Raw genomic sequence first — 17,002 nt, 5'->3', positions numbered from 1 at the left:
GGCAGACTCGTCAAGGATGAAGCATGTCATTGCATCAAGACACTTCTATGCAAACCCCACGCACAGGCTTGGTGGAGCAAGATTTAGGCCCGCTCGCGTGGGTTCAAGAAGAGCTGCGCAAGTCGCTCGAAAGTGCCATTCGACTGACTCGGCGTTTCGTCCTGGAAGCGCAAGAGTCGGGCGACTCCGATTTGGCGGCCCTGGACACCAGTCCACTGCGCATGGCCAAACAACAGCTGCACCAATCTTCCGGTGCGCTGGACATGGTCGATCAGCCCCAGGTGGGGCTGGTACTGCGCGCCATGGAAGCGGCCGTGCAGCACTACATCCGGCAGCCGCAAGACTTCACCCTCGCGGCCGTGCAAACCCTGGAAAAAACCAGCTTTGCATTGCTGGAGTACCTGGATGTGGTATTGGCTGGCAAAGCCGTGCTGCCCGTCGCGTTATTTACCCAGTACCGCAATGTGCAGGCCTTGTCCGGCCAAGATGCCAAAGTTCACCCGGCCGATTTATGGCCGGCTGAGCGCCGACTGCGCGAGCCCCAATGGCCCGCCAAAGTGGCCCCCGTGGCCTATGGGCCAGAAGCCCGCAGTGTCTTGGATACGGCGGTTTTACAAATCGTCAAATCGGCCGATAAGCCGGCTGCACTGCGCCTGCGGCAATTGAGTCTGGGCTTGGCCGAAGGCCAGTCCACGCCAGGATGGCGGACATTTTGGAAAATCGCAGCCGGCTTTTTTGATGCCTTTGCGCACGGTTTACTCAAAGATGACAACTACACCAAGCGCGTGGCCTCCCGCGTGTTGATGGTGTATGCCAGCGCAGCAAAAAATCAAGAAGCTGCTATCGACCGCCTGCTGCAGGATATGCTGTTCTTTTGCAGTCAAGCTGGCGACCCAGCAGCGGGAAAAGCTCCTGTTTTGCAAGCAGTGCGCAACGCCTTTGGCCTGCAACGGCACCAGAGTGTGGATTATGAACAAACCCACTTTGGCCGTTTTGACCCCGCCGTTTTAGCCCAAGCCCGCAAGCGGCTGGCCGCCGTGACCGAGCTGTGGTCCGCGTTGGTGGGTGGAGACAGGCAAAAAATCAAACCCGTGGCCGACCAGTTTTCTTTGGTCACCGATTCGCTATTGCACCTGCACCCTGGCAGCCGCCCGCTCGAGCAAGCCCTGACCCAACTGACCCAGCGCCTGGAACAAACCGGGCAGTTGCCCAGCACAGAAATCGCCATGGAAGTGGCCACCGCCGTGCTCTACCTGCAAGCGGCTTTTAATTCACTGGATATCAGTGAAGCCGACATGACGGCGCACACCCAAATTCTGGCGCAACGGCTGCAGCGCGTGATGGATGGCCACCCCCCTGCGCCTTTAGAGGCGTGGATGGAGCAGCTCTACCACCAAGTCAGCGACCAGCAGACCATGGGCAGCGTCGTCGGTGAGCTGCGACAAACCTTGAGCGAAGCTGAAAAACACCTGGACCAGTACTTTCGCACCCCAGAGGACATCAAGGTTTTGCAGCCGGTGGGCAGTTTATTGGCCCAGATTCGCGGCGTGCTCTCGGTGCTGGGGCTGGACCCCGCAGCGCAAGCCATGGGGCAAATGCGCCGCTATGTCGAAGGTTTGCAAACAGGCACGATTGCCAGCGAAGAGCGACAAGCCGTCTTTGACAAATTGGGCAACAGCTTAGGGGTGCTGGGCTTCTTGATTGATATGTTGAGCTACCAGCCCAACATGGCCCGCAAACTCTACCGCTACGACGAAGCCGCTGGAGAACTCAAACTCACCATGGGCCGTGCCCGCCAGCGACAAACCGACGAAGCAGCATCTGCGCCCGCTGCGCCAGCCGCCCCCGTGCTGGCAGAGCGGGCAGAGCAAGCCATCTCCACGCTCGTGCCCAACGTGCAGGTAGAGCCAGCGGCCGCGCCCCACCCGGCCCCCAGCCCGGCAGAGACGGCCACCCCAGCAGCCAGCGCCCCTGCGCCAGCGCCGGCACCAACTCCCGTGCCTGAACTGACTCCAGTACCAGCGCCAGAACTGCCCCCAGTACCAGTACCAGTACCGGCCCCAGCGCCCCCTGCCATCGCGCTGGCCAGCCAAGAAGACGAAGACTCCGACACCGAGCTGCGGGAGATCTTTCTCGAAGAGGCCGAAGAAGTGCTCGCCAATGGCCAAGCGGCCCTGCAAACCTTGGCACGCAATGCTGCCGATTTGAGTGAACAAACCGTTTTGCGCCGGGCTTTTCACACCCTCAAAGGCAGCTCCCGCATGGTGCAGCTCGATGAGTTTGGCGAAGCTGCTTGGGCCATGGAACAAATGCTCAACGCCTGGTTGGCCGAGCAAAAGCCCATGCCCGCCCCCATGCAAGCCTTGGCCAGCCAGGCCATGCACGGCTTTGCCCAGTGGGTACAGGCAATTCGCAATGGGCACGATGCGCCATGGCAAGCCACGCCCTTCAGGGCCAGTGCCGATGCCATGCGTTTGCACACGCAACTGGTGGACATTGATTTAGCCGCCGCCAGCGGGGCAGCCGCCCCGGTGCCCCAGCGAGAAGCCATCCAACCCGCGCAACAAGCCCAAGCCGACGCGCTGGAATTGGCACCAGAAGCCCCTGCGGCAGACCCTGTTCCCACCCTAGAGCCAGCACCAGCACCAGCCGACAGCCAGACAGAACTCAGCCTGGAGCTGGAGCTGGAACCAGAACCAGAACCTGCTGACAGCCAGACAGAACTCACCCTAGAGCCAGCGCCAGAACTCCCGGTCATTGAGCCAGAGCCCACCGCACTGCCGACGCAGCAGGCCATCCCGACGCTGGATGAAAGTTTTGAATTTAACTTTGACCTGCCAGCACCCGAGAGCGCTGAAGTAGCTGAAGTAGCTGAAGTAGCTGAAGTAGCTGAAGTAGCTGAAGTAGCTGAAGTGGCGGAAGTGGCGGAAGTGGCGGAAGTGGCGGAAGTGGCGGAGATTACCGAGCCAGAAGCCGCCGCAGTGCCCGCTTTACCGCCGCAAGAAGACGCAGCGCCTGCGCCTGCTGTTGAGGCAGCCCCTGTTTTCAGCGAAACGCTGGAAGCGCCCCCCCTTGCCTTCTCGCTGCCGGAAGAAGCGCCCACCAAGAAAATTGGTGACCTGCAAATTTCCCTGCCCCTGTACAACGTGTACTTGACCGAGGCAGAAGAATGGTCGCAAAAACTGTCCGACAGCCTGCGTGCCTGGCAAGCCAATCTGGCACAACCCCAGCCGGAAGGCGTTTTCGCCTGGGCCCACTCGCTGGCCGGCAGCTCAGCGACGGTTGGTTTTGCGACACTGTCCCACCTGGCGCGCCGCTTAGAACATGTGTTGCTGCATTTGCAGCCGCTGCCCAATGGAGAGCGGGCGCAAGTGCCCGTGTTGGTGGCGGCCGCCGATGAAATTCGGCGTTTATTGCACCAGTTTGCGGCCGGATTCTTGCCCAAGGCCCAAGAAGCCATTGAGGCGCAATTGAGCTTGCTGCTGGACATCCCCGTCCTGGAAGAAAAGCTGCCCGAGGCCGTGGAAACCACCGCCACCACCGCTGCTGCCCCCGTCCTCTCTGAGCAAATCGCCCAGGCCTTGCAAGCCCAGCACGAGCTGGATGCGGCCATGGTGCAGGCGATGGCGCTGGAGGACGACGACGATGACGATATCGACGTACTCGATATGGTCGACCCTGACCTGTTCCCCATTTTTGAGGAAGAGGCCCAGGAGCTGCTCCCCACCCTGAACGCCGCTTTGCGTGAATGGAGTGCCCACCCCCAACAGCCCCAGCCACGTGCGGCCCTGTTGCGGGCCTTGCACACCTTAAAAGGCAGTGCCCGCCTAGCAGGGGCCATGCGCTTGGGTGAAATGGCCCACCGCTTGGAGTCCACGCTGGAGCAGTTCGACATCGAAACGGTCACCAGCGAAGATTTAGAGCCGCTGTTTATCCGGCTCGACGCCATGGATGCCACCTTCCACCTGCTGCGCACCGTTGGCGAGCAGCAAGAAGAGATCATGGCTACGGCCGCTGCCCCTGCAACCGCTGCGGCGCCGCTGCTGGCTGACACCCCTGCCCCGGCCCCCACGGCGCCAGCCAGCGCACCCGCCCTGGCCACCGCACCTGTCCTGGCCACCGCCCCCTTGGCCGCGCCAACGGCGGTGCGTGCAGGCCCCCAATCGGTGGTGCGCGTGCGCACCCAGCTGCTGGACCGCTTGGTCAATGATGCGGGCGAGGTGATGATTACCCGCTCACGTTTGGATGCGCGGGTCGGGCAGCTCAGAAACCTGTTGGGCGAACTGTCCGGCAACTTGGAGCGCTTGCGCTACCAGCTGCGCGATATGGAAGTGCAGGCCGAATCGCAGATGCAATCGCGCCAGCAGCTGACCAAAGACAGCGGCAGCGATTTCGACCCCTTGGAATTCGACCGTTTTACCCGCGTGCAGGAACTCACCCGCATGCTGGCCGAGTCGGTCAATGACGTGGCCACCGTGCAGCGCAACCTGCAGCGCGAAGTCAACGGCGCGGAAGATGAGCTGCTCATTCAAGCCCGCTTGTCGCGTGAATTGCAGCGCGACCTGCTGCGCACCCGCATGGTGGAATTTGACTCGATCGCCGAGCGCTTGTACGCCGTGGTGCGCCAGGCCGCCAAAGACACCGGCAAGCAAGTCAAGCTGGAAGTGCTGGGCGGCACCATTGAGATGGACCGGGGGATTTTGGAGCGCATGACCCCCGCCTTTGAGCACTTGCTGCGCAACTGCGTGGCCCACGGCATTGAAGCGCCCGCGCAGCGCCAAGCCCTGGGCAAGCCCTCGGCAGGCAACATCAGCATTCGCATGCAGCAATCGGGCAATGAAGTCTCGGTGCGCTTTAGCGACGACGGGGCGGGCCTGAACCTTGAGCGCATTCGCGCCAAAGCCATCGAAAACGGCCTGATCGATGCCACCACCGAAGTGAACGCCGCCCGCGCCGCGCAGCTGATTTTCATGCCCGGTTTTAGTACCGCAGAGCAGGTCTCGGGCATCTCTGGGCGCGGCGTTGGGATGGACGTGGTGCGCTCCGAAGTGCTGGCCCTGGGGGGGCGGATTGAGACCTCCACCGAGCCGGGCCAAGGCTCGGTGTTTGAGCTGGTGCTGCCACTGACCACCGCCATGACCCAGGTGGTCATGCTGCGCATGGGCGATTTTGTCGTGGGCGTACCCGCCAGCTTGGTGGAAGTGGTGCGCCGCCTGCCCCTGCCGGAACTGGAGGCGGCCTACCAAAGCGGCACGCTGGTGCAGGCCGATGGCAGCCAGCTGCCCTTCCTGTGGGCCGGTGCGGTGTGGAGCCAATCACCACGCAGCACCGACAGCACCGGCGGCAAAACCCGCCCGGTCATCATCATCAACAGCGCCTCGCAGCGCCTGGCGCTGCACGTCGATGAAGTCTTGGGCAGCCAAGAGGTGGTGGTGAAAAACCTGGGGGTGCAGCTGGCCCGCCTGCCCGGCCTGGCAGGGATGTCGCTCCTGCCCTCGGGGGCGGTGGTCCTGATCTACAACCCGGTCGCCCTGGTGGCGGTGCATGGCGAAAAAATTCGCGCTCTGGGCCAAGGCCTGCCGGCCATTTTGGACGATGCCCAGGCCAAGCTGCTGCGCCAGCAGTCGGTCGCCCAGGATGTGCAAGCCGGTCGCCCCGTGGTGCAAGCGCCCCTCATCATGGTGGTGGACGATTCGATCACCGTGCGCCGCGTCACCCAGCGTTTGCTGCAGCGCGAGGGCTTTCGCGTCAGCACCGCCGTCGATGGTTTGCAGGCGCTGGAAAAACTGCAGGACGAGCTGCCCGATGTCATCCTCTCAGACATCGAAATGCCGCGCATGGACGGCTTTGACCTGCTGCGCAACATCCGCTCCAGCGAACGCCTGAAAGACCTGCCGGTGATCATGATCACCTCGCGCATGGCCACCAAGCACCGCGACCTGGCCATGGAACTGGGCGCCAACCACTACCTGGGCAAACCGTATGGGGATGAGCAATTGCTGGGCATCATTCACAGCTATACCGATGCGTAGCTAATAGATAAAAGATAGCTGTTAGCGCTGATTTAACAATGATTTTTAGGTTAAAAGCCAAAAATTCGTTGTCTATCAAGCGGTAACAGCTATTTTTTTTCATGATCGTGCCCACCACCATGCCTGTGCCCAGCCCCAGCCACAGCAGGATCGGCGGACATGGCGGCTGGGGGGCATAAAATCGCCGCCTATGTCTGAATCTGTGCTCAACCTTGCCAACCACTTTCTGATTGCCATGCCGCAGTTGGAAGACGAGTTTTTCGCCCGCAGTGTGGTGTATGTGTGCGAACACAACGAACGCGGCGCCCTGGGGCTGGTGATCAACAAGCCCGGCAGCTTGAGCTTCAAGGCCCTGCTGGAAAAGATCGAACTGCCCATGGGCCGCGCCGACTTGGCGGACCAACCCATCTTTCGCGGCGGCCCGGTGCAAACCGATCGGGGTTTTGTGCTGCACGATCCGGTGGTGCTCGATCCCCCGCATGCCGAAGAGGCGGTGTACGCCTCGACGCTCACCATTCCCGGCGGGCTGGAGATGACCACCTCCAAAGATATTCTGGAAGCCGTCGCCCATGGGGCCGGCCCCCGGCGCGTGCTGGTCACGCTGGGCTATGCCGCCTGGGGCGAGGGCCAGCTCGAATCCGAGCTGCGCGAAAACGCCTGGATGACGGTGGCCGCCAAAAGCGACATTATTTTTAACATCGCGCCAGAAGATCGCTACGCCGCCGCCTTGCAAGAGCTGGGTCTGCAGCCTTGGATGCTGCACACCGAGGCAGGCAACGCATGAGTGGCGCTGCCCCCACTGAGGCCGCCAGCGCGGGGCGCTTGGCCATACCGGCGCAGCAACAACAGTTTTTGGCGTTTGACTTTGGCAGCAAACGCACGGGCGTGGCCAGCGGCAACCGCCTGCTGGGGCTGGCCAGCCCCGTCACCACCATCCAAGCTGAAGGGGCTGAGGCCCGCTTTGCCGCCGTGCAACAGTTGCTTGCCCAATGGCAGCCGCAGGCGCTGGTCATTGGCGTGCCCTACCACCCCGACGGGGCCGCGCACGAGAACACCGCCCGGGCGCTGAAGTTTGGCCGCCAGCTGCGTGGCCGCTTTGGCCTGCCGGTCTATGAGGTCGATGAGCGCTATACCACCACCGAAGCCCTGGCCCTGGGCGCAAAAGATGCCGACGCGGCGGCCGCCTGCATCATCTTGGACCAATTTTTAAGGAGTCTTGCATGAATTCCCCCCCCACCGCGCCCCTCACCCCCAGCACCACCAGCCTGGTTCTGGATGCCGAAGCCCTCTACCGCGAACTGCTGCGCGGCGTGCGCAGCCTGATGGGGCCACAAACGCAGCTGGCGGGCATCACCTCGGGCGGAGCCTGGTTGGCCGAGCGCTTGCACCAGGATTTGGGCTTGGCCCAGCCGGTCAGCGTGCTGTCTTCGGCGCTGCACCGTGACGATTTTGCCCAGCGCGGCATGGCCATGAGTGCGCAAACCCAGCTGCATTTTGATGTGAATGGCGCCGATGTTCTGGTGCTGGACGATGTGCTGTACACCGGCCGCACCGTGCGCGCGGTCATCAACGAGCTGTACGACTATGGCCGCCCGGGCAGCGTGCGCCTGGCCGTGCTGGTCGATCGCGGCGGACGCCAGCTGCCGTATGCCGCCGACTTTGCTGCGGCCCGCGTCAGCTTGCCCTCCAGCCAAGTCCTGGCGCTGGCGCGTGCCGACGATGGGCGTTTTCACTTTGCCATTAAAGAAGCTTGAACCGAGGTAAACCGTGCTCGATAAGCGCAACCCCCAACTCAATAAAAACGGTGAACTGATTCACCTGCTGTCGCCCGAAGGCCTGTCGCGCGACATCCTTACGCACATCTTGGACACGGCGAGCAACTTTGTCAGCGTGAATGACCGCGAGGTTAAAAAGCTGCCCCTGCTGCGCGGCAAAAGCGTGTTCAACCTGTTTTTTGAGAACAGCACGCGCACCCGCACCACGTTTGACATTGCCGCCAAGCGCCTGTCGGCCGACGTGTTCACGCTCGACATTGGCCGCAGCTCCACCGCCAAGGGCGAGACGCTGCTGGACACCATCGACAACCTCTCGGCCATGGCCGCCGACATCTTCGTTGTGCGCCACAGCGAATCGGGCGCGCCCTACCTGATTGCCAAGCACGTGGCACCGCATGTGCACGTGGTCAATGCGGGCGATGGCCGCCACGCCCACCCCACCCAGGGCCTGCTGGATGCTTACACCATCCGCCACTACAAAAAAGACTTCACGCAGCTGCGCGTGGCCATCGTTGGCGACGTGCTGCACTCGCGCGTGGCGCGCTCGGACATCCACGCCCTGCTGGCGCTGGGCTGCCCCGAAGTGCGCGTGGTCGGCCCGCGCACGCTGGTGCCATCCGATCTGGCGCAAATGGGCGTGCGCGTGTTTCACAACCTGGAAGAAGGCATTCGCGACTGCGACGTGATCATCATGCTGCGCCTGCAAAACGAGCGCATGAGCGGGGCGCTGCTGCCCTCCAGCCAGGAGTATTTCAAAAGCTTTGGCCTCACGCCCGAGCGCCTGCAGCTGGCCAAGCCCGATGCCATCGTCATGCACCCTGGGCCAATCAACCGGGGGGTGGAAATTGCCTCCTCGGTGGCCGATGGGCCGCAGTCGGTCATCCTCTCGCAAGTGACGTTTGGCATCGCCGTGCGCATGGCGGTGATGTCCATCGTGGCCGGGAATGAAGCGTAAAAACATAAAAAACAATAGCTATTAGCGCTTTACTGATAAGCGTTAAAGCCATTAAATGGTGAAAACAATGCACATATTGATTCGCAATGGCCGCGTCATCGACCCGGCCTCGGGCCTGGACCAAGTGGGAGATGTGGCGATTGCCGACGGCAAAATCCTTGCCGTCGGCACGGCCCCGACCGATTTCACCCCCACGCAAACCATCGATGCCAGCGGCTGCTGGGTGCTGCCTGGCTTGGTCGATCTGGCCGTGCGCCTGCGCGAGCCGGGGCACGAGCACGCCGGCATGCTGCACAGCGAAATGCAAGCGGCCGTGGCCGGTGGAGTGACCAGCTTGGTGTGCCCGCCCGATACCGACCCCGTCTTGGACGAGCAGGGCTTGGTGGAGATGCTGAAATTTCGCGCTGAAAAACAGCACAAAGCCCGCCTGTTCCCCATGGGGGCGCTCACCCAGGGCTTAAAAGGCGACACCCTGACCGAAATGGCCGAGCTGACCGAGTCGGGCTGCGTCGCCTTTGGCCAGGCCGATGTGCCCATGGCCAACACCCAGGCGCTGGCCCGCGCCCTGGCGTATGCCACCACGTTTGGTTTTTCGGTGTGGCTGCGCCCGCTGGACAAAGACCTGGGCAAAGGCGTGGCCGCCAGCGGCCCCAGTGCCACGCGCATGGGGCTGGCCGGGGTGCCGGTGGCCGCCGAAACTATTGCCCTGCACACGATTTTTGAGCTAATTCGCGGCACGCAAACGCGCGTCCACCTGTGCCGCCTGTCCAGTGCGGCCGGGGTGGCCTTGCTGCGCCAGGCCAAAGCCCAGGGGCTGAATGTGACGGCCGATGTCTCCATCCACTCTCTGCTGCTGACCGATGCCGACATTGGCTTTTTCGACAGCAGCGCCCGCCTGATTCCGCCGCTGCGCCAGCAAGCTGACCGCGACGCGCTGGCCGCTGCACTGGCCGATGGCACCATCGACGCGCTGGTGTCCGACCACACCCCGGTGGAAGAAGATGCCAAGGTCAAACCCTTTGCCGAGGCCGAGCCTGGGGCCAGCGCGGTCGAGTTGCTGCTCTCGGCCGCCATCCTTTGGAGCCAGCGCGACGGTGTGCCCCTGCTGCGGGCACTGCAAACCGTTACCAGTGCGCCCATTGATGTGCTGGGCTCGGCCGTGGATGCCTTCCTGGGGCGGCTGGAAGTGGGCGGCCCGGCGGATGTGTGCATCGTCGATCCGCAAGCGCAGTGGACTGTCCAGCCCAGTGCCTTGCTCAGCCAGGCCAAAAGCACGCCTTTTAACGGCATGCAGTTGCCGGGCCAGGTGCGCACCACATTGGTCGATGGTGCGGTGGTGTTCAGCCGCTGATTGATTTTTTTACAAAAAGGGGGAGCGCATGATTTCACGCAGAGTGTGTTTGGCAGCCGTGGTGGCCTTGGGGCTGACCGCCTGCTTTGGCAGCGGCCCCGAGGCCGCAGTGCAGGGCTTTTACGGTGCGGTGGCCGAAGGCAATACCGATAAGGCCATGGGCTTTTTGGCGCTGGAGAGCGTCTCGGCCAACGAGATGGTCATGGTCAAAGGCAAGATTCAAATGATGGTGGCCGCCGGCAAAACCCAAATGGATGCCAATGGCGGTTTTCAAGGCGTAAAAATCACCAACCAGCAAGAACAAGGCGAAAACGCCCTGCGCGTGCAGTTGGAAATCCTGTTTAAAAACGGCAAGACCGACCAAGACAGCATGAACCTGGTCAAGCAAAAGGACGGCTGGAAAATCAAGCTGTAATGCGGTTGTCCATGCTGCAACTGCTGCAACGGGCTGCTGTGGGGGCAGCCCTTTTTTACGCCCAGGCACTGGCCTGGGCCCAGCTGCCGCCCCAAGCCCAGGCCGGGGATTTGATCTTTCGCCAGGGCACCGAGGCCGTCAGCCACATGGTGCGCACCGTCGATCAAGGGCTGTACAGCCATGTGGGCCTGCTGGTGGGCCAGGCCGGGGCGTGGCAGGTGGTCCACGCCACGCCGTCGGAGCGCCCAGGCCAGCCCGATGCGGTGGTGCTCGATAGCCTGGCGTTTTTTCTGGCCCCTGAGCGCGCGCACGCCTTTGCCATCTACCACCTGCCCCAGGCCAGCGCCGCGCAGCGCCAGGCTGCGGTGCAATGGGCGCTGGCCCAGCAAGGGCGGCCCTTTGCCCTGCAAGAAACCGGCGCAGGCATTTACTGCACCACCTTGGTCTGGCAAGCCTGGCAGCGCCTGGGGCTGGATTGGCAGGTGCGCTTTACGCCGGTGGATATCCCGTGGTTTCGCGGGCGCTACTTGCTGCCCAGCGCTTTGGCGGCATCGCCCCAATTATTAAAATTAGAAGCTGTTACCGCTTACAAATAAACGTTTTATTGGTTATTTATTCAAAAATTCTTTTTATTCATAAGCACAAGCAGCTCTTATTATTAAAAAACAAGTGGGGTGAGTGCCACCATCACCCCTGGGCACTGCAACCACCATGGTCTATTGGCTGTGCGCCGGGCGGGCCAGCACCCCCTGCAAGAGCAGCTGCGTGCATTGCTCGATGATCTGGTCGGCACTGTAGGCACCTTGCGGCTGGTACCAGCGCCCAATCCAGCTCAGCCCCCCGGCGATCACGAAGGCCGCCATTTTGGGGTCGCACGGGGCCAGCACGCCCTCTTGCACGCCTTGCTCGACCAGACGGCGAAAAGCATGGTCAATTTCCGACTTCAAGCGCCGCAGTTCGGTGCGGCTGGGTTCGGGCACCTCTTCGTCGCCCAGCCCCAGCTCATCCTGCTCGACGAGCCGTCGCTGGGCCTCTCGCCCAAGCTGACCGAAGACATCTTCGCCATCATCGCCCGCATCAATGCCGAGCGCGGCACCTCGATGCTGCTGGTCGAGCAAAACGCCACCGTGGCCCTGGCCGTGGCGCACAGCGGCTACATCATGGAAGGCGGCAAGATCGTCATCGACGGCACGGCCGAGCGCCTGGCCAGCGACCCGGACGTGCGCGAGTTCTACCTGGGCCAGGCCGGCAGTGGCGAGGCCAAAAGCTTTAAAGACATCAAACACTACAAGCGCCGCAAGCGCTGGTTGTCATAAGGATGGCGGACACCATGAACCTTCCCGAACTGACCCTGCCGCAGATGCTGCGCGAACGTGCCCGCCAGGATGCGCAGCGCGTGGCCATCCGGCAAAAAGACTTTGGCATCTGGAAGCCCTTTACCTGGGCGCAGTACTACGAGCGCTCCTGCCACTTTGGCCTGGGCCTGCTGGCGCTGGGCCTGCCAGTAGGCGGCCATGTGGGCGTGATTGCCGAAAACCGCATCGAATGGGTGTTGGCGCAAATGGGCGCGGGCCTGGTCGGGGCCGTCACCGTGGGGGTGTACCCCACCAGCCCGTCGCCCGAAGTGGCCTACGTGGTCGGCCATGCCGACATCTCCATCATGGTCTGCGAAGACCAAGAGCAAACCGACAAGGTACTAGAGGCGCTGGCCGAACTGCCGCGCCTGCAGAAAATCATCGTCATGGAAACCAAGGGCCTGCGCAGCTTTGCCCCCGAGCACCGCGCCCTGATCAGCACCTTTGACGAAGTAGAAGCCCTGGGCCGCCAGGCCCATGCCCAGGCCGGCGCAGCGCAAATCGAGCAGGTGCTGGCGCAGCAAACGCTGGACGACATCGGGCTGATGATCTACACCTCCGGCTCCACCGGCAAACCCAAGGGGGCGATGATCTCCTGGCGCAACATGCGCGGCGTGGCCCCGGGCATCATCGAGCGGCTGCAACTGGGCCGCGACACCTCGCACCTGTCCTACCTGCCGCTGTGCCACGTGGCCGAGCAGATGCTCACCACCTTCTGCCCGCTGTACCTGGGCTCCACCGTGAACTTTGGCGAATCCATCCGCACCGTGCAGGAGGATTTGCGCGAGGTAGCCCCCAGCATGTTCCTGGGCGTGCCGCGCATCTGGGAAAAGCTGCACTCGGCCATCACCATCAAGATGCTGGAGACCGGGCCGCTGCGCCGCAAGCTCTACCAGCAGGCCCTGGCCGCCTGCACCCCACTGGCGGAAAAACCGCGCAGCCAGTGGACGCTGACCGAGCGCCTGGGCTACGCCTGGCACTACTGGCTGGTGCTGCGGGCGCTGCAAAACTTCATCGGCCTGCGCAACGCCAAAGTGGCCCTGACTGGGGCCGCGCCGATTGCGCCGGATGTAGTGCGCTTTTTCCGCAGCATTGGCGTGCCGCTGATTGAGGTGTACGGCCTGACCGAATCGACCGGCATGGTCACCGGCCACCGGCTGGATGATGTGATCGTCGGCACTGTCGGCCCGGTCATCGACGGCGTGCAGTACCGCATTGCCAACCCAGACGACAACGGCAGCGGCGAGTTTCAGATTCACGGCGACATGGTGTTTGCCGGCTACTACAAAAACCCCGAAGCCACGGCGCAAACCATCGTTGATGGCTGGCTGCACACCGGCGACGTGGTGCGCGAGGTTGGCGGGCAGATCAAGATCGTCGATCGCCTCAAGGACATCATGATCACCGCCGGGGGCAAGAACCTCACCCCTTCCGAGATCGAAAACACCATGAAGGCCAGCCCCTATATCAAGGAGTGCATCGTCGTGGCCGATGGCCGCAAATACGTGGCCGCGCTGGTGCAGATCGACATGGAGACCGTCGGCAAATGGGCCGAGGCGCGGCGGCTGGCGTTCACCCACTTTCGCTCCCTGGTGGAAATGCCCGAGGTGCGCCAACTGGTGCAGGACGAAATCGCCACCGGCAACGCCAAGCTGGCCCAGGTGTCGCACATCCGCAAGTTCCACCTGCTCACCAAGGAGCTGGACCACGACGATGGCGAAGTCACCGCCACCATGAAGGTGCGCCGCTCCAGCATCTACAAAACCTATGCCGCCGAGATCGAAGCGCTGTATTGATTACAAAAAAGCCGAAAAACCCTTACACAGAAAGCGAAAGCAGCTATTTATTTATGACCCATCCTTTGCTCTTTTCCCGCGCCGACGGCATCGCCACCCTGCAGTTCAACCGCCCCGCGCAGCTCAACGCCCTGGATGTTCCCACTGCCCAGGCGCTGCTGGCGGCCGTGCAGGAGATTGCTGCCGACCGCAGCGTGCGGGCCGTGCTGCTCAAAGGGGCCGGGCGGGCCTTTGTCGCCGGGGGCGATCTGGCCACCTTGCAGGCCAACCCGGTGCAAGGGGCCCAGGATTTGCTGGAGCCGCTCAACGCGGCCGTCACCTTGCTGCACGGCCTGGATGCCCCGGTCATCGCCCAGGTACACGGCGCTGCCGCTGGCGCGGGCCTGTCGCTGATGCTGATGTGCGATTTTGTGCTGGCCGCCGAAGGCACGAAATTCAACCTGGCCTACATCAATCTGGGCACCAGTTGCGACGTGGGGGCCTCGTGGGCACTGCCACGCTTGGTCGGCCTGCGCCAGGCGCTGGAGATCGCCCTGCTGGGCGAGGGCTTCGACGCCGCCGAGGCGCTGCGCCTGGGCCTCATCAACCGCGTGCTGCCCGCTGCCGAACTGGACGCGGCCGCCCAGGCCTTGGCCCAGCGCATCGCCAGCGGCCCCACGGTGGCCTATGGCCAGATGCGCCGTCTGCTGCGTGACAGCCTGACGCGCGATTTGCCCGCACAGTTGCAGGCCGAGGCGCAGGCCTTTCTGGCCTGTGCCAAGACCCCCGATTTCAGCGAAGGCGTTGCCGCCTTCTTGGCCAAGCGCCCCGCGCAATTTGCGGGCTGAACATCGGCCTCATGCCCACCCCCAAGGAGAATCCATGACCATTCGCGACATCTTCATCGTCAGCACCGCCCGCACCGCCATCGGCACTTTTGGCGGCAGCCTGAAAGACGTGCCCAACACCCAGCTGGCCACCACCGTGGTCAAGGCCGCCATTGCCCGCGCCGGTATCGCCGCCGATGCCGTGGGCCACGTCGTTATGGGCAACGTCATCCCCACCGATACCAAAGATGCCTACCTGGCCCGCGTGGCCGCGATTGATGCGGGCTGCCCCATCGAAACCCCAGCCTTTAACGTCAATCGCCTGTGCGGCTCGGGCCTGCAGGCCATCATCAGCGCCGCGCAGGCCATTGCCCTGGGCGATTGCGATGTGGCCATCGGCGGCGGCAGCGAATCCATGAGCCGGGGCCCCTACTTCGACCAGGCCGCCCGCTACGGTGCGCGCATGGGCGATGCCAAAAGCATCGACTACATGCTGGGCATCCTGCACGACCCCTGGCAAAAAATGCACATGGGCATCACCGCCGAAAACGTGGCCGAGCGCTATGGCATCAGCCGCCAGATGCAGGACGAACTGGCCGTGCTCAGCCAACAACGCGCCGCCGCCGCCATGGCCGCCGGGTACTTCAAAGAGCAAATCACCCCCGTGGAAATCGCCACGCGCAAGGGCGTAGTGCTGTTCCAGGAAGATGAGCACGTGCGCGCCAGCACCACGCTGGAGACGCTGGCCGGCATGAAACCCGCTTTCAAGAAAGAAGGCGGCACTGTCACCGCTGGCAACGCCTCGGGCATCAACGACGGGGCCAGTGCCGTGGTGCTGGCCACGGGCGAGCGCGTGGCCGCCCTGGGCCTCAAACCCCTGGCCCGCCTGGTGGGCTACGCCCATGCCGGGGTGGAGCCCGCCTACATGGGCATCGGCCCCGTGCCCGCCACGCGCAAAGTGCTGGAGCGCACCGGCCTGAAGCTGACCGACATTGACGTGATCGAGGCCAACGAAGCCTTCGCCGCCCAGGCCTGTGCCGTGGCGCAAGAGCTGGGTTTTGATCCGGCCAAGGTGAACCCCAACGGCTCGGGCATCTCGCTGGGCCACCCGGTGGGGGCCACCGGCGCCATCATCACCACCAAGGCCATTGCCGAGCTGCACCGCACGGGCGGGCGCTACGCGCTGGTGACCATGTGCATTGGCGGCGGCCAAGGCATTGCCGCCATTTTTGAACGCGTGTAAGCGTTTAAGCCTGTGGGAGCGGATGGCCCGCTCCCATTTTTTAAGCATTTTTGGCCTTTAGCCCTTTACTGGTAAGCGCTAACAGCTCTTATTTTTATCATTCCATGCTGCCCCATACCCTGCTGACTGCCGATGCCCAGGCCGAGCTGGCCCTGTTCACCGATGCTTTGGAGCGCTTTTGCGATGCCGAGATCGAACCCCATTACCGCGCCTGGGAAAAAGCCGGCATCGTGCCGCGCGAGCTGTTTTTGAAAATGGGTGACAACGGCTACCTGTGCGCCGATGTCCCTGAGGAATACGGCGGCAGCGGGGCCAGCGTGCATTTTTCTTTTGCCGTCATCGAAGTGCTGGCCCGCCGGGGCTACGGTGGGCTGGTCGGCGGGCTGGAAGTGCACAGCGACATCATTCCTCCCTATTTGCTGCACTGCGGCACCGAAGCCCAGCGCCAGCACTGGCTGCCACGCCTGGTCAGTGGCGCAGCGATCGCCGCCATCGGCATGACCGAACCGGGCGCGGGCAGCGATTTGAAGGCCATTCGCACCACCGCCCGCAAAGAGGGCGATGGCTACGTCATCAACGGCAGCAAAATCTTTATCAGCAACGGCCAGCACTGCGACCTGATCGTGCTGGCCGCCAAGACCGACCCGGCCGGTGGTGCCAAGGGCGTGAGCCTGTTCCTGGTCGATACGCAAACCCCCGGCTTCTCGCGCGGGCAGAACCTGGAAAAAATCGGCCAACACGCGGGCGACACCTCCGAGCTGTTTTTCAACGACCTGCGCGTGCCAGCCGATGCGCTGCTGGGCGGCATCGAAGGCCAGGGCTTCACGCAAATGATGCGCGAGCTACCACGCGAGCGCCTGGTCATCGGCGTGCAATCCGTGTACGGGGCCCAGGGTGCCCTCAACGCCACGCTGCGCTACGTGCAAGAGCGCCAGGCCTTTGGCCAGCCGCTGGCCCAATTCCAAAACACCCGCTTCACCCTGGCCCAATGCGCCACCGAAGTGGCCGCTGCGCAGGCTTTTCTACACGCCAGCATCGCCGCCTACGAGCGCGGCCAGCTCACGCCCGAAGCCGCCAGTGCCCTGAAGCTGCACACCACCGAAATGTTTGGCCGCGTGGCCGATGCCTGTTTGCAACTGTTTGGCGGCTACGGCTACATGGCCGAATACCCCATCTCGCGCTTCTGGACGGATGCGCGGGTGATGCGCATCTACGGCGGCACCTCCGAAATCATGAAAGAAATCGTCGCGCGGGGGCTGTTGAAGCCCTAAGCG

Annotated in this window: 12 protein-coding genes and 2 pseudogenes; 13 read left to right on the top strand and 1 reads right to left on the bottom strand. The window is 63.1% G+C overall.

What is annotated here, in order from left to right; all coding sequences use genetic code 11:
• Positions 1-23 precede the first annotated feature (23 nt).
• From ACFO24_RS02905 to ACFO24_RS02870, 8 genes are all read left to right on the top strand, one after another.
• A complete protein-coding gene (locus ACFO24_RS02905; protein WP_377736706.1) occupies positions 24-6,032 on the top strand; it encodes a hybrid sensor histidine kinase/response regulator in 6,009 nt (2,002 codons plus the stop codon).
• A 190-nt stretch (positions 6,033-6,222) separates the two neighbouring features.
• On the top strand, positions 6,223-6,816 hold the full coding sequence (locus tag ACFO24_RS02900; protein WP_377736705.1) for a YqgE/AlgH family protein: 594 nt from the start codon (positions 6,223-6,225) through the stop codon (positions 6,814-6,816).
• Entirely contained in the window at positions 6,813-7,256 is a 444-nt protein-coding gene (ruvX, locus tag ACFO24_RS02895; protein WP_377736703.1) for a Holliday junction resolvase RuvX, read from the top strand. The genes ACFO24_RS02900 and ruvX overlap by 4 nt, the downstream gene beginning before the upstream one ends.
• Positions 7,253-7,786: a bifunctional pyr operon transcriptional regulator/uracil phosphoribosyltransferase PyrR gene (gene pyrR, locus ACFO24_RS02890; protein ID WP_377736701.1), complete on the top strand. Its 534-nt coding sequence runs from the start codon at positions 7,253-7,255 to the stop codon at positions 7,784-7,786. The genes ruvX and pyrR overlap by 4 nt, the downstream gene beginning before the upstream one ends.
• A 13-nt stretch (positions 7,787-7,799) precedes the next feature.
• Positions 7,800-8,762 (top strand): aspartate carbamoyltransferase catalytic subunit, encoded by a 963-nt coding sequence (locus ACFO24_RS02885; RefSeq protein ID WP_377736700.1) that lies wholly within the window; start codon positions 7,800-7,802, stop codon positions 8,760-8,762.
• A gap of 67 nt (positions 8,763-8,829) precedes the next feature.
• On the top strand, positions 8,830-10,113 hold the full coding sequence (locus tag ACFO24_RS02880; RefSeq protein WP_377736699.1) for a dihydroorotase: 1,284 nt from the start codon (positions 8,830-8,832) through the stop codon (positions 10,111-10,113).
• 28 nt (positions 10,114-10,141) lie between these two features.
• Positions 10,142-10,528, top strand: coding sequence for a DUF4878 domain-containing protein (locus ACFO24_RS02875; protein WP_377736698.1), 387 nt, complete (start codon positions 10,142-10,144; stop codon positions 10,526-10,528).
• Between the two features lie 11 nt (positions 10,529-10,539).
• Entirely contained in the window at positions 10,540-11,124 is a 585-nt protein-coding gene (locus tag ACFO24_RS02870) for a YiiX/YebB-like N1pC/P60 family cysteine hydrolase (RefSeq protein WP_377736697.1), read from the top strand.
• Between the two features lie 120 nt (positions 11,125-11,244).
• Here the strand turns inward: ACFO24_RS02870 and ACFO24_RS02865 are convergent.
• Positions 11,245-11,523: pseudogene (locus tag ACFO24_RS02865) on the bottom strand (TetR/AcrR family transcriptional regulator); the annotation flags it as partial.
• Between ACFO24_RS02865 and ACFO24_RS02860 the strand changes: the two are divergent.
• The 5 genes and pseudogenes from ACFO24_RS02860 to ACFO24_RS02840 form a co-directional block, all read left to right on the top strand.
• A pseudogene (locus tag ACFO24_RS02860) lies at positions 11,503-11,844 on the top strand (ATP-binding cassette domain-containing protein); the annotation flags it as partial. The pseudogenes ACFO24_RS02865 and ACFO24_RS02860 sit on opposite strands and share 21 nt — an antisense overlap.
• A gap of 14 nt (positions 11,845-11,858) precedes the next feature.
• On the top strand, positions 11,859-13,679 hold the full coding sequence (locus ACFO24_RS02855) for an AMP-dependent synthetase/ligase (protein ID WP_377736696.1): 1,821 nt from the start codon (positions 11,859-11,861) through the stop codon (positions 13,677-13,679).
• A 53-nt stretch (positions 13,680-13,732) separates the two neighbouring features.
• The gene (locus ACFO24_RS02850) at positions 13,733-14,506 is read left to right on the top strand and encodes an enoyl-CoA hydratase/isomerase family protein (RefSeq protein WP_207575914.1); all 774 of its coding nucleotides are present in this window, start codon (positions 13,733-13,735) and stop codon (positions 14,504-14,506) included.
• A gap of 34 nt (positions 14,507-14,540) precedes the next feature.
• Positions 14,541-15,728: an acetyl-CoA C-acyltransferase family protein gene (locus tag ACFO24_RS02845; RefSeq protein WP_377736695.1), complete on the top strand. Its 1,188-nt coding sequence runs from the start codon at positions 14,541-14,543 to the stop codon at positions 15,726-15,728.
• 104 nt (positions 15,729-15,832) lie between these two features.
• The gene (locus ACFO24_RS02840) at positions 15,833-16,999 is read left to right on the top strand and encodes an acyl-CoA dehydrogenase family protein (RefSeq protein ID WP_377736693.1); all 1,167 of its coding nucleotides are present in this window, start codon (positions 15,833-15,835) and stop codon (positions 16,997-16,999) included.
• Positions 17,000-17,002: the final 3 nt, after the last annotated feature.

The sequence above is a fragment of the Comamonas denitrificans genome (genome assembly GCF_042654745.1).
GTDB classification, from domain to species: Bacteria; Pseudomonadota; Gammaproteobacteria; order Burkholderiales; family Burkholderiaceae_C; genus Comamonas; species Comamonas denitrificans.
Note: the sequence above shows the minus strand (reverse complement) of the source record. Positions and strands in the feature narration are given on the sequence as shown.